The 13,886-nt window shown below is 41.1% G+C and carries 9 protein-coding genes and 2 pseudogenes; 6 read left to right on the top strand and 5 right to left on the bottom strand.

The features are described 5' to 3' along the window. The 4 genes and pseudogenes from IQ234_RS15900 to miaA all read left to right on the top strand — a co-directional run. Positions 1–109: pseudogene (locus tag IQ234_RS15900) on the top strand (IS5/IS1182 family transposase); the annotation flags it as partial. A gap of 3 nt (positions 110–112) precedes the next feature. Beyond that, positions 113–2,221: pseudogene (locus IQ234_RS15895) on the top strand (tetratricopeptide repeat protein); the annotation flags it as partial. A gap of 378 nt (positions 2,222–2,599) precedes the next feature. Continuing rightward, positions 2,600–4,453, top strand: a complete 1,854-nt coding sequence (gene ftsH3 / locus IQ234_RS15890; RefSeq protein ID WP_159292339.1) for an ATP-dependent zinc metalloprotease FtsH3 — start codon at positions 2,600–2,602, stop codon at positions 4,451–4,453. Positions 4,454–4,989: 536 nt separating this feature from the next. Further along, complete coding sequence (miaA, locus tag IQ234_RS15885; protein ID WP_193957789.1) at positions 4,990–5,937, top strand: tRNA (adenosine(37)-N6)-dimethylallyltransferase MiaA; 948 nt, start codon at positions 4,990–4,992, stop codon at positions 5,935–5,937. Here miaA and IQ234_RS15880 read toward each other — a convergent pair. From IQ234_RS15880 to IQ234_RS15870, 3 genes are read right to left on the bottom strand one after another with little or no spacing between them, the layout of a single operon-like run. Then, positions 5,879–7,285, bottom strand: coding sequence for a DUF2079 domain-containing protein (locus IQ234_RS15880; RefSeq protein ID WP_193957788.1), 1,407 nt, complete (start codon positions 7,283–7,285; stop codon positions 5,879–5,881). The genes miaA and IQ234_RS15880 overlap by 59 nt on opposite strands. A gap of 12 nt (positions 7,286–7,297) precedes the next feature. After that, a complete protein-coding gene (locus IQ234_RS15875) occupies positions 7,298–8,155 on the bottom strand; it encodes an amino acid ABC transporter substrate-binding protein (protein ID WP_193957787.1) in 858 nt (285 codons plus the stop codon). 18 nt (positions 8,156–8,173) lie between these two features. Continuing rightward, the gene (locus IQ234_RS15870) at positions 8,174–9,211 is read right to left on the bottom strand and encodes an AI-2E family transporter (protein ID WP_193957786.1); all 1,038 of its coding nucleotides are present in this window, start codon (positions 9,209–9,211) and stop codon (positions 8,174–8,176) included. A 389-nt stretch (positions 9,212–9,600) separates the two neighbouring features. Between IQ234_RS15870 and IQ234_RS15865 the strand changes: the two genes are divergently transcribed. Both IQ234_RS15865 and IQ234_RS15860 read left to right on the top strand, forming a co-directional pair. Further along, the gene (locus IQ234_RS15865; RefSeq protein WP_193957785.1) at positions 9,601–10,398 is read left to right on the top strand and encodes a pentapeptide repeat-containing protein; all 798 of its coding nucleotides are present in this window, start codon (positions 9,601–9,603) and stop codon (positions 10,396–10,398) included. A gap of 48 nt (positions 10,399–10,446) precedes the next feature. After that, positions 10,447–10,899, top strand: a complete 453-nt coding sequence (locus IQ234_RS15860) for a hypothetical protein (RefSeq protein WP_193957784.1) — start codon at positions 10,447–10,449, stop codon at positions 10,897–10,899. Between the two features lie 17 nt (positions 10,900–10,916). Here the strand turns inward: IQ234_RS15860 and IQ234_RS15855 are convergent, their stop codons facing one another. Then, positions 10,917–11,582 (bottom strand): ParA family protein, encoded by a 666-nt coding sequence (locus tag IQ234_RS15855; RefSeq protein ID WP_193957783.1) that lies wholly within the window; start codon positions 11,580–11,582, stop codon positions 10,917–10,919. A gap of 278 nt (positions 11,583–11,860) precedes the next feature. Next, positions 11,861–13,333 carry an Asp-tRNA(Asn)/Glu-tRNA(Gln) amidotransferase subunit GatB gene (gene gatB / locus IQ234_RS15850; protein WP_193957782.1) on the bottom strand — a complete coding sequence of 491 codons (1,473 nt, stop codon included), beginning with the start codon at positions 13,331–13,333 and terminating at the stop codon, positions 11,861–11,863. Between the last annotated feature and the right edge of the window lie 553 nt (positions 13,334–13,886).

The following is a 13,886-nucleotide window of genomic DNA, read 5'->3' as shown; positions in this document are numbered from 1 at the left end:
ATCATCAAGATATAGGAATCGGAGACGGCGTTTTGGTCTGAGATTTAATTTAATCGCTGGCATTTACAACTATGAACTTGCTTTAGGCTATCATCAAGTAGCTGAATAAGACTTTTGCAGGAGGTCTATAGCACGAGAAAAAATTAACGATCGAAAGGGGGCGATCGACGATTTCAGTCAATACATTTGGTTTAGTAATTATAATGCTCCCGCGTTCAAAGATCGGCAGCTACTCGCCCAAGCCTATAATCGAAGAGGTGAACTTAAGTTAGCAATAGCGAAGGAGCATAATCAGCTACAATTATTACTACGAGGTGAGCTTAAGTTAGCAATAGCGAAGGAGCATAATCAGCTACAATTATTATTAAAATTATTGGAAGAAGCCCAAGCAGATTTTCAGCAAGCCTTTAAATATAATCCCCATGAAAGTGAAGTTTACTTTAACCTAGCAATTATTGCTTCTTTGCTTAATCATCCATCCTTGGCTTTAGATTATTATCAGCGTTTCATCGGTTATGAAACTGAAAGTTATCGAGGCTATTATCATCGAGGAAAACTATACTCTCGTTTAGGCAATTATGCAGCAGCTATCAAAGATTATAGTCTGGCAATTTTTTATCAGCCTGATCTAATGGTAGGCTATTATAATCGGGCAATAGCTTTAGAAAAGATAGGCGGCAAAAGAGACGCTTTTAAGGATTATAAAATCGTTTTAAAATGCTCACCTAATTTATTTTTAGAGAAGAATGCTCCTAGTAGTTATCAAAACCGTGCCAGAGTACAAATTGAAATCGCTGATGAGGAAGTAGAATTAGCCAATTTATCGAATAATTCCCTTCAAGGCTATCAAACAGCGATCGAGTATTATAATGGAGCCATCAAAGACTTAGCCATTGCCATCCGTTTTAATCCAAACTACGATCGACTTCCCCACGCTAGAGCATTTCTTAGAAGAGGTTATGCTCACTTACGACTCAACAATAATCAAGCGGCAATTCAAGATTATAACCAAGCAATTTATCTGCAACCCCAAGACGCAAAAGCTTATGTATATCGGGGGTTAATGCGAGCTAATAAATATCAAGAATACGCAGGAGCTTTAGAGGATTTTAGTGCAGCAGTTGCACGAGATCGTAACGATGCAGCCGCTTACTATCATCGGGGATTAGTGCTGTATAAATTGGGACGTTATCAGGAGGCTTTAGATAATTATAATATTGCCTTAGCCCAAGATGATCGGATTAATATCCCTCGTTTCACTTCCCGTGCTGTCTGTGGCGAAAATATCCGAGAATCTGCGGAAAGAAATTATTTTTATAACTCCCAAGAAACTGATTTTCGTCCTAATTATAATGTCTCTTGTCATGCCCATGCGCGAGGAGATGCTTATTTTGCTCTGAAAAATTTTGCCGCAGCCGAAAGAGATTATACTACTTATATAGTTGCCTATCCTAACGATCCAGAAGGTTATCATAAACGGGCCAATGCGCGTTTTGAAAAAGGGGATAAACAGGGAGCGATCGAGGATTATAATGTATTCCTAGAAAAAGTCCGTGATGCGAGAATTTTCTATAGTCGTGGTAATAGTAGTGCTGACGTGGGAGATGACCAAGGAGCGATTACAGATTATCTGCAATCTTTGAGTATTAATCCTATCGATGTGACAGCGTATAGTAATCGGGGAAATGCACGCACTGATACCGCTACTATTCCCGATAATGTACAAGTAACACCGAGAATATCGGAGAATCCGATCGCCTATAATAATCGTGGTATTATTCGACGACAAACTGGGGATAAGGAAGGTGCTTTAGAGGATTTAGATAGGGCAATTAGATTGAATTCCAATAATCCGATCACCTACAATAACCGAGGAGTTATTCGCTTTGATTTGGGAGATAATGCCGGAGCTTTGGAGGATTTAAATATCGCTATTGCTCTCCAGTCTAACTATGCTGAAGCTTACTATAATCGAGGTTTAGTTAAGGAAAAAATGGGCGATAAGAAGGAAGCGATCGCTGATTATCAATTAGCAATTACTTATCAGCCAAATTATGGCGAAGCTTATTATAATTTGGCACTTGCCACCTACGATGATAAAAATCCTAGTAGTCGAGTAGCGAGCCTTAACTATTTGCAAAAAGCCGCTAATGCCTTGATAAAAACTGGTAATTTAGAACTGTATGAACGGGCGGTAGAATGGATGTTAAAAATGCAGTAATTTCTCTAAACAATAAGCTCATTTTTGACAAAGGCTTCAAGACTTTATCATTGATTAGCTCCCTTGCATAATCAATTTTTGGGAGTTCAAAAGGCTCCCAGTAAAGAATCTGGTAATTCTCCCCCCGAAAAAGAAGGCTAGAAACTAAGTACATCAAAGCTTTTAGCTGAACAAATTAGGTTTTAGATGCAGCCCTTGTCATCAGTTATCAGCTTTTTGCTCCCCCGCTCCCCTATCCCCCGCTGCCAACCTCCAGGGCGGACCAGAACAGGCATATTAAAAAAAAACCTGTCCACTGTTCCTGAGAAACGTTAACATAAATTAACAACCCCTTGACAACCGATAAGATCATCCTCAATTTATCAGGAGTTCGACAGCGTGAACAAAAACGGTAATAACAAAAAATGGCGCAATGCGGGACTATATGCCCTATTGTTAATCGTAGTCCTTGCCTTGGCCTCAGCCTTCTTCGATCGCCAGCCAGCAGTGCAACAGACTTGGAAGTATAGTGAATTTTTACAGGAAGTACGGGAAGGTAAAGTAGAAACCGTGCGCTTAAGTGCCGACCGGCAACGGGCGATCGTACCCACCCAAGATGGTACAAACGTATTAGTTAACCTACCCAACGATCCGCAATTAATCAACATCTTGGCAGAAAATAACGTTGATATTTCCGTACTGCCCCAAAGAGAAGAAGGAGTATGGGTAAGAGCCTTCAGTAGCCTCTTTTTCCCGATTTTACTTCTTGTTGGTCTATTTTTCTTGCTCCGTCGCGCCCAAAGTGGCCCCGGTTCCCAAGCGATGAACTTCGGCAAATCGAAAGCAAGAGTACAGATGGAACCCCAAACCCAGGTTACTTTCGGTGATGTGGCCGGGATTGAAGGGGCAAAATTAGAATTAAACGAAGTGGTGGACTTCCTCAAAAATGCCGATCGCTTCACGGCAATTGGGGCAAAAATCCCCAAAGGAGTCCTTTTAGTCGGTCCTCCGGGGACTGGTAAAACCCTGCTCGCTCGTGCAGTAGCTGGAGAAGCAGGAGTCCCGTTTTTTAGCATTTCCGGTTCGGAATTCGTGGAAATGTTCGTCGGGGTGGGTGCTTCTCGCGTCCGCGACCTATTTGAACAAGCGAAAGCGAATGCACCTTGTATCGTCTTTATCGATGAGATTGATGCTGTCGGTCGTCAACGGGGCGCCGGTTTAGGGGGTGGTAACGATGAACGGGAACAAACCCTCAACCAATTATTAACGGAAATGGACGGTTTTGAAGGTAATACAGGTATTATCATTATCGCCGCCACTAACCGTCCTGATGTGTTGGATGCCGCTTTATTGCGTCCGGGTCGTTTTGATCGCCAAGTGGTGGTGGATCGTCCCGATTACGCTGGCCGTAAGGAAATCCTTAATGTCCACTCCAGAGGCAAAACTTTGGCCCAAGACGTGGATCTCGATAAAATCGCTCGTCGTACCCCCGGTTTTACTGGTGCGGATCTGGCTAATTTGCTCAACGAAGCTGCAATTTTAGCGGCACGTCGCAATTTAACCGAGATTTCCATGGATGAGATCAACGACGCGATCGATCGTGTCCTGGCCGGTCCTGAGAAGAAAAATCGTGTCATGAGCGAAAAACGCAAAACTTTAGTTGCTTACCATGAAGCTGGTCACGCTTTGGTGGGTGCTTTAATGCCGGATTATGATCCTGTCCAAAAAATTAGTATTATTCCTCGCGGTCGCGCTGGGGGTTTAACTTGGTTCACTCCTAGCGAGGATCGCATGGAATCCGGGTTATATTCTCGCGCTTATCTGCAAAATCAGATGGCTGTAGCTTTGGGGGGTCGTTTAGCTGAAGAAATTATCTTCGGTGAGGAGGAAGTGACTACGGGTGCTTCTAATGACCTGCAACAGGTGGCACGAGTAGCGCGGCAAATGGTCACTCGTTTCGGCATGAGCGATCGCCTCGGACCGGTGGCTTTAGGTCGTCAAAATGGTAATGTTTTCCTAGGTCGTGATATCGCTTCCGATCGAGATTTCTCCGATGAAACTGCGGCAGCTATTGACGAGGAGGTGCGTAACCTAGTGGAACAGGCCTATCGTCGCGCTAAAGAGGTTTTAGTCAATAACCGCGCCATCTTGGACCAGTTAGCGCAAATGTTAGTGGAAAAAGAAACCGTGGACGCGGAGGAGTTACAAAATATCCTCGCTCATAACGATGTGAAAATGGCGGCTTTAGCTTAAGTTTTGTAACATTTTCTTGACAAACAGCATCCATCAGGGTGCTGTTTTTTTGTTAAATCAAAATTAATGACAAACTTAATATAGCAAAGATCGGGGTGGTTAGGACAATCAATCGCTGAAACCCTTGACCGATAAGAGTTTGAAAATTGAAAGCGTCCTAAATAACCCATTTTTTGCTATAGCTGTTAATCGGGTGCATCTCAATTTTTGTCAATCCCACACAGAGAAAACGGGTTTCTCGGAGAAACCCGTTTTCTACTCATGTAATTTGGGATTTTTAAGCGGAAACTTTCTCCTAAAATTGATTCAAGGTAGGGTTGATTCATGAATCAACCCTACCCAAACCCCGAAGCGCATTAGTTTTTCGGTGGGATGCTTACAGATAGCTGCTGATATATCTGTAATAATTTAAGAGTCACTGATAATTAGTGTGGGATACACCCCTGTTAATCAGCTTCACAATACCCAGTTTAAATGCGTCTTAGCTTAACAGTCCTGTCTTTTCACTGATTACTGATTACTGTCATGTAGCATCGATGACTACTTCCTCTTTACCTATTTTAATTGTTATTTGTGGGGCAACTGCCACAGGAAAATCCAGTTTGGCACTACAATTGGCTGAAAAGTTTAATTCAGTGATTCTCAGTGCCGATTCCCGACAAATCTATCGAGAATTTAATATTGGTACCGCTAAACCTAGCTTAGAAGAATGTCAGCGGATTCCCCATTATCTAATTGATATTTGTGATCCTCAAGATAATTTTACCCTAGCACAGTACCAAGAACAGGCTGAGGATTTAATCAACAATCTCCACTATTCTCCCCTGTTTTTGGTCGGTGGTACGGGACTTTATATCAAGTCCATTGTCAAAGGTTTAAAAATACCGAGAGTTTCTCCTCAAGCGGATTTAAGACGGCAATTACAAGCTTTAGGACAATCCTATCTTTATCAAATTCTGATGCAGGTAGATGAAGAGGCCGCTAAAAAAATTCATCCCCATGATCAGGTCAGGACTTTACGCGCTTTAGAGGTTTTTTATCTGACAGGAAAACCTATCTCTAGTCAGCAAGGAGAAAATCCCCCCACTTATCCAATTTTACAAATTGGTTTAGATTGTTCCCCAGAAAGTTTAGACAAGCGGATCACTGTTCGTACTGATCAAATGATCGCCAGGGGATTGGTAGCAGAGGTGCAGAATTTGGGGGATAAATACGGTTGGGATTTGCCACTTTTGCAGACTTTGGGTTATGCAGAGATTAAGCAATATCTCCTCGGAGAAGTTTCTTTAGAACAGGCGATCGATCTAATTATCCTCCATACCCGTCAATTTGCTAAACGTCAGCGCACTTGGTTTCGTGCCGATGCTGATATTGTCTGGTTTCCCATCGATAAAGAAAATTTATTGAAATCGGTGGAACGAAAAATTATTTTGTTTCTTGAGGGGTTGTCAATGCCCGATATAAAAACACATCATCCTGATTAACGATTAACCGGAAGTTCTCATTTTGATTCAGTTTATTTAAATGATCATCAATTAGTTCTGGTGAACTAGACCAACCGGGATGACGGCGATCGAGTAGGATATAATTAAATTGATTTAAATCTAGGGATTGGGAACCTTCGATCGCTAATTTGATCATTTCTCGATGGGTAAGATGGGGGGCAATTCTAGAAGTAGTCAAGACACTCTCACTGGTGGTAATTTGGGTGAGAGCTTTTTGGGTGGCTGCCCAAGTATCGAGGGAATTTAAATATAGTGACCAAAAATAGCCGTATTTAGCTAAGGCAAGAAAGGCAATAATTGCCCAAGTAATTATCCATTTAGGTTTTTTTAACCAGTTACCATTATGGGCTAAAGTGGCGATAACCGCTAGAAATAAAAAGGGCAAAATTGGCAGGGAATATTGAGTGGTTAAGTTTTTTTGTGGGGCATGATCTGCTAATAAATTTAAAGCGAGTGCGGGAATAGTGGCAATTATTGGGGTAGAATAGCGCCAGGATAAACCCCAAACTAAGGGAATAATTAATAGGATGAGGTATTCTAGATTATTGCCAGTAAAGATTTTTCCCAAGACTAGATCGGGTTTGAGGAAAAGATTAAAGATAATTGCTGGTAAACTATCTCCTAGATAATTATATCGAGAATCAGCCATTTCAATAACTGCCGATTTTCCTGTCAGGAGAGGGATTAATAATTTCGTGGCGATAATAAACCAAAGAATGCCAGTGATAATAGCAATTATTCCGGGGATTTTTTTCTTTTCCCAGAGAAGTAACCAGATACCCATTCCCAACAATGTTAGAGAGAGAATTGCTTTACAACCGAGAATAATAATGATTCCTAGACAAAATCCCCAGAGATTATTTAATCTTGCGGCCAAAATTGTCCAAAAAATGGCTGGAACTGCGATAACTTCTGGATGAAAATCAAAGAGATTAACATTAAAAATCAGGGGATAGAGCAGATAAACTAAGGCTAATGTATAAGCTTGTTTTTCTTTTAATCCCGCTTGTATTGCCAATTGCCAGAGGGGAAAAACGGCAAGGGAAAGGGAAAAAGCTTGTAAGAAAAGCAGCCAATAAACACTAGGATAAATTTTATAAAGTAAGGCTATAGGATAGAGAATAAAAGCGATATGATCGCCTAAGATATGGTAGCCAACAAAAGATATAATCGGTGGTTTACCTTGAGAAATTAAGTAAACTCCCTGATCGAACCAACCAAGATCGAGAGCATTAGATTGAAATAAAATATGTCTGATAGCACTGCAAATAAACAGGATTATTGTAGCGCAACCAATCAACCAAAATAAATCATTTTTTTTGTGCATAATCGTTAAGTTTTACTGGGATTTTTCGGGATTATTACGACAATACTGCCAGGTATCTCTAAAATAGGAAGCAACTTCAGTAAACCATGCTTTAAAAATATTTCTGTTTTCACTGGTGACGATAACCCCATTAATAAACTCTTGCCATTGGGTATCATTAGCGGGAAGAATAAAACCATAATAATCACAATTTAAAGGATTGCGGGGGATAAGTTGATAATCTTTTCCTAGGGATAAACCGAGAATGACAGCTTCTCCAATTAGCAGAATCCCATCACTAGCAAAAGCATCTATTCTATTCCTTCTTAAACTTTGGATACCCCGCAGTCTTCCCGTCACTCCTTGAAATTCCTGATAGGTAGCAAGAGGATATTTTTGTCTTAATAATTCTTGAGTGGTGGTATCTCGCAAAACTCCAATACTTATACCTTCTAAGGACGAAGAAAAGTTAAAATTATTCTGATTATCACTCCGAACTAAAAACTGAGTTCCCGTGACAAAAAAAGGACGAGAAAAACTGACACCATCAGGTATATTCTTTCTGATACTATTTGGACCACACTCGAAATCAACGGTTTTATTTTCCAATAACTGGAAGCGATTAAATAAAGTCGATTTATAAATTTTGACACTGATGATTTGAAGGTTTAATTTTTGCTTAAGCTCCTCTCTAAGCAATTGGATAAAATCCAAGCACAATCCCTGTAAACTATTATTACTATCTCGATAGCCAAACGGAATGGCATCTTCTCTCATCGCTACTTCTAATAATCCCGTGCGTTTAATTTTTTCTAGCACTGTTTCAGACTTAGCTGGGAGAGCAGCAAAAATATTAGATAAAATAACGAGAGTAAGAATGATTAATTTCATGACTTTTGCCGAGATTATTTAAGATTTGTTATGGACGTGATCCCATTGATCTAAAATGTCTTTGAATAATAATTCATCTAACCATGTTTTTACTACCACTGTCAAAGGTAAAGCCAATAATAAACCTAAAATGCCAAACATTTGAGCAAAGAAAATTTGAGCGATTAGGGTAATTGCTGGTAGTAAAGATACCTGTTTAGCCATGACAGTGGGTGTCAGCAAATAACTTTCGACATTTTGGATAATAAAATAGAGAATCAGAATAGCGACAATTTTCCAAGGTGCATCGATAACAGCAATTAGAATGGGAAAAATCACACTAGCAGTCGGTCCGATATTAGGGATAAAATTGAGCAATCCTGCTAGGATAGCATGAACGAGAACTAGATTGATTTGTAGAACAAAAAGACCGAACCCACTGAATAATCCCACCATAGTTGAACTAATGGCAATTCCCAACAACCAATTACCTAAACCTGCTTCCGATAGGGTAAGAATTTCCTCAGCGCGACGACGATAGAAGTTAGGAAATAATTTTAAGAAAGCTTGTCGATAGGGTTGGGGGTTGGCTAACATCATCATTGCTAACACCAGCACGAATAATAATTGTAAAATTGCCGCAACCGAGTTAGAAAAGAAGGTAAAAAAGTTACTAAAAACAAAGGTTCCTAAAGGTTGTAACTGCTGGATTAAATCACTTAAATTAGGCAGTGATGGCAACCAATCAAATTGAAATTGTTGTCGCCATCGAATCGAGTTATTGCGGACTAAATCCCAAGCTTGCGGTAAAAGTTCAATTAATTTTTGAAACTGTTCGATAAAGGGGGGAACAATAATTATAAAAAATAAAATCACAATTCCCAGACTCGTCAGCAGGGTGATTAAAATAGCCAAACCCCTTTTAATCCCCAATCTCTGCAATCCTTTCACACATCTATTTAAGGCTACGGTAAACACGATCGCCATAAAAATCAATAATAATAGCTGTCGAATCTGCCACAATACATAGAGAGCCATTATTAAACAGATAAACCCCAACCACTGACCAAATTTCACGACCTTGATTTATCCTATCGGGACAAGTTTTATCATACAGCAGTCGGGAGGCGGTCGGCAGGTTTTAGGTGTTGGGGTGTTGGGGTTTTGGGGTTTTGGGGTTTTAGTTCAATTTCCCCACTTCCCCACTTCCCACTTCATTATTCCCCAGAGCAAAAATTAAGTTTTGTATCAAAAATTTGCTAATTTTGCTGTTATGTGCTATACAGTTACGCCACAAAACAGGATAGAAAAACGAGATTTTCTTAATTACCAGACATTTTCTCAAATTTTATGGCAACTCTCCCAGAGTCAAATTATCCTAAAAGAAATCCTCTCCTAGAAAATCCGACAAGACTCAGAGAAATTGTGGCCGTTAATGCTTTTATCCTTGTATTAGGACTTCGATAATGAAAGAATTGGAGCGATACTATAAAGTTTTAGGGTTAGATCATGGGGCATCTCTCGACGAGATCAATCAAGCCTACAAAGATTTGGTGTTTATTTGGCATCCCGATCGCATTCCCAAAGATAATCAGCGTCTTTTGGAAAAAGCCACCGCTAAACTGCAAGAAATTAACCACGCTAGGGAACAATTGCGGCAAATTCATCAAAATTCTCCTAAACGCTCCAATCACCCCCCTAAAACTGAAAAACAGCCCGCCCACGCCTATAAAACTGCGTCCCCCTATCAGCCTCACCCTAGCCAACCGGGTCAAAATTCCCAAACCCACAGTCATAAAACCCATAGTCAACAAACCCACAGTCAACAAACCCACAGTCAACACAGCCACTCCCAGAATAACCATCAGGTCCACAATCATGCCGCCTGGCGCCCTCACTATCGGGATTTAAACGGAGCCGATTTACAGGGAGCCAACCTGAAGGAAAAAGATTTCTCTAGTCGCAGTCTCATCGGGGCAGATTTAAGCCATGCCGACTTAAGCGATAGCTTCCTGCACAAAGTTAACCTAGAAAAGGCTAATCTGTACAAAGCTAATCTTTTTCGCGCCAATCTCCTCGAAGCTAACCTTAAAGGCGCAAATTTACAGGAAGCCAATCTCATCGGGGCGGATTTAAGCGGGGCGGATCTGTCGGCGGCGGATTTACGCGGGGCAAAAATTGGCTTCGGTAAGCGTATTATGGTGAAATTAACTGGGGCCATTTTAACGGGAACAATTCTTCCCGATGGTTCGATTCATCAATGAATAACCTCCTGCTAATTTTGATTTTTCTTTAATAGGAACTATCACCCGATGGGCATTTATTACACAATCGCTGCTGTTTTTCTAGGGATGCAACTAGCTGCAGGGGAAAGTTTAGCGGCGGCGAATTCTGATTTTTCACTGCTGCAAAAAGCTCTAGAAAAACACAATTTTATCGTCAAACTTGCCCCACCACCAGTGCGAGGAGCCTACGGTTTATTTGATAGTAAAACTAGAATTATTTGGATTCATCCCCTAGTTTTTGACTTAGGTATTGCCCGACCAACATTAATTCATGAAGCTGTCCATGCCGCTCAACTTTGTCATGGAGGCAAAACAGTTAAAGCTCTTAATTTAGGTATAGAACCACCGGCAATGACCAGAAGATTTTTTATGAATTATCAGGGTTTTAGCAGACAAATTGAAGCCGAAGCCTATACTATTCAAGTTCAGCCCGATGGTCTAGATTTAGTGATTTCTTTACTACAAAAATATTGTCCTTAGAAAACCTGTTCATAAATCTACCAATCCCTTTCTAATTCTTCGGCCACACGACGATAATCGGCGCTGGCTTCTTGAGCATTTTTACCGCGCCAATTGGTAATAGCTACCCCGTCTAAAACGGCTTTTTCGTGGGCCTTATAATTTCTGACAAAAGCATGACAGGCGGGAATACCTAATTCTAATAAAGTATTTTGTGCTTCTAAAGTTTCCTTAAGACTACGGGAATCCACTTTTGTTAATAAAACCCGATAGGCAATTCCTAGGGGTTTAACTGCCGTGCGTACCGTGTCAATTAAAGCCATTAAATCCATCGGTGCGGGGGGAGTCGGTAAAATTAAATAATCTGATTCTGCTATGACTGCGGTAAGTAATTCGGAACGCAAAGCCGGTGGTGTGTCAATCACGATCAGATCGTACTCGATAATTTGACGCAATTCTCCTAATTTCTCTGTATTAATTTGCTTGGCTAAATCAAATACCATACCCGCTTGATTTCTTTCTACCCACCAAGTGGAGGAACCCTGCGGATCCGCATCCACCAGCAAAACACGCTGATTCTGTCCCCAAATTGCCGCTAAATTAACCGCAGTGGTGGTTTTACCCACACCACCTTTACCATTGACAACAGCGAGAATTTTTGGGCTATTAGGCTTTAATTGCAAGTTTGTTGGGGAATTTGGCATTTTCAGTTATCGGTTATTTTAGCTGTCAGGAGATAGGAGATAGGAGATAGGAGACAGGAGACAGGAGACAGGAGACAGGAGAGTGTTTTTATTTATAGCGTTTCCTGTTCGCAAGAGGTACATTATCGATGTTGAAAAGCTTAATCAGCAAAGGTTTAACTGTGCCACACAGGTGTGAGAACCGCTATATTTTCGACCCTCCCAAATTCATAATTCATAATTCATAATTCATAATTCATAATTCATAATTTACACTGATTACTGATCACTGAATATAACTAACCAGAAAGTTTTTGATCTAAGATTTGGCTAGTTAATTTAGGATCGGCCTTACCGCCGCTTTTTTTCATGACTTGACCGACAAAAAATCCCTTAAGATTGGTTTTACCCGCCCGGAATTTTTCTAACTCGCTTGGATGGGAGGCGATAATTTCCTCGATCAGTTTTTCAATCGCAGAAGTGTCAGAAATTTGTATTAATCCTTTCTTTTCCACTAGCGCTTTGGGTGAACCGCCTTCGGTGAGAAGTTCTGGTAAAATTTCCTTAGCAATTTTGCCACTAATTGTTCCCGTTTCAATCAGTTTAACTAATTCCGCCAAGTCTGACGCTTGCAGGGCAATTTCCGTGATCGTCAGCTTATTATTATTCAAGTAAGCGGCGATATCTTGACTGATCCAGTTAGCGACTAATTTCGCATTTGCCCCCGCAATTACCGCAGTTTCAAAATATTCGGCCACGGTGCGATCATCGGTTAAAACCCTGGCATCGTAGGGGGAAAGACCAAATTCTTCTTCATAACGACGACGTTTACGAGCGGGTAATTCTGGTAATTCTTCCGCCCAAGCTTTTAACTGTTCGGGGGAAACTTCTAGGGGGGGTAAGTCCGGTTCAGGAAAATAGCGATAATCGCTAGAACCTTCTTTTTTCCGCATACTAATCGTCCGTTGAGTAGCCTCTTCCCAAAGACGGGTTTCCTGTACGATTGGCTCACCATTTTCGATCGCTTCAATTTGTCGATCGATCTCGTATTCTATGGCTTTTTGGATAGCACTAAAGGAGTTCATATTTTTGATTTCTACCTTAGTCCCGAACTTTTTAGCGCCTTTTTTGCGAACGGAAATATTGACATCGCAGCGCAGGGAACCTTCCTGCATATTGCCGTCACTGATGCCGAGATAACGCACTAAACGCCGTAATTCTTGGGCATATTCCGCCGCTTCGGTGCCGGTGCGTAAATCCGGTTCTGAGACAATTTCCAATAATGGTACACCTGTACGATTAAAATCCACGAGGGAATGGGTGGAACCGGAGAGACGTTCGCTGCCAGCATGAACCAGTTTTCCCGCGTCTTCTTCCATGTGCAGACGGGTAATGCCGATAATTTTGCGGCTAACTTCCTTAGTTTTTTTATCGACGATCTCGATTTCTAGTTGACCCTGTTCGACAATAGGGAGATCATACTGGGAAATTTGATAATTTTTCGGCAGGTCGGGATAAAAATACTGTTTGCGATCGAATTTGCTATGAGATGTAATTTTACCATCGATAGCTAATCCCAGTTTAACGGCACTGGCCAGGACTTCTTGGTTAAGGACGGGTAATACCCCCGGATAACCCAAACAGACGGGACAGACGTTAGTATTGGGGGGACTATCGAAGTTGGTAGGACAGGAACAAAATATCTTGCTTCTGGTGTTCAGTTGACAGTGGGTTTCTAAACCGATAATTGCTTCGTATTCAGTGGCAGACATATTTTCTCGCTCTCGCCGACACAGGAATGATCTGTTTAATCATTATAGTCGCGATTCTGGAGCATTCCCTCCCTTCATAAAACTTAATACTGTAGTTACTAATCACTCTATGCACCTTTAATATAGCTCAAAAAAGATCATTTATCTAGCCAATGTCCGCCATTATTTTAATAATATCAAAGGCATAAGACAGGGAAGCTTATCGATAATTTTTCACCGATAAACCTAGCTTTTCTAGTATCGACCACCGACCAACGAAAACGAAAACTTACCACCTCACTATGAAGATAACCGCCATAAATCGTAGCAAAAATTAACTTCTAGAGGCGGAATATTTGCTTAGTATAGAAACAGAGAGATTATACCTGAGAACTGACCCCATAACCAGCCAAAAGCAATATAAGCGGCGAAAGTGATCATTTTCTAGGCGAGTATTGCCTTAGTAAGTAGGTGGGTGTTAAAAATTGTCAGATACCTCCCTTATTAAGGGGTATCCCCCCTTATCAAGGGGGGCAGGGGGGATCGGCACCCACCTTATCAAGGGGGGCAGGGG

It is taken from the genome of Microcystis aeruginosa LEGE 91341 (assembly GCF_015206885.1).
Lineage (GTDB): Bacteria > Cyanobacteriota > Cyanobacteriia > Cyanobacteriales > Microcystaceae > Microcystis > Microcystis aeruginosa_H.
This window is presented reverse-complemented; position numbering and strand designations above follow the sequence as displayed.

Coding starts and splice junctions, on each gene's coding strand:
- IQ234_RS15855 (WP_193957783.1), bottom strand. CDS start 11,582: ATGCCAAATTCCCCAACAAACTTGCAATTAAAGCCTAATAGCCCAAAA.
- IQ234_RS15880 (WP_193957788.1), bottom strand. CDS start 7,285: ATGCACAAAAAAAATGATTTATTTTGGTTGATTGGTTGCGCTACAATA.
- gatB (WP_193957782.1), bottom strand. CDS start 13,333: ATGTCTGCCACTGAATACGAAGCAATTATCGGTTTAGAAACCCACTGT.
- IQ234_RS15865 (WP_193957785.1), top strand. CDS start 9,601: ATGAAAGAATTGGAGCGATACTATAAAGTTTTAGGGTTAGATCATGGG.
- miaA (WP_193957789.1), top strand. CDS start 4,990: ATGACTACTTCCTCTTTACCTATTTTAATTGTTATTTGTGGGGCAACT.
- IQ234_RS15875 (WP_193957787.1), bottom strand. CDS start 8,155: ATGAAATTAATCATTCTTACTCTCGTTATTTTATCTAATATTTTTGCT.
- IQ234_RS15860 (WP_193957784.1), top strand. CDS start 10,447: ATGGGCATTTATTACACAATCGCTGCTGTTTTTCTAGGGATGCAACTA.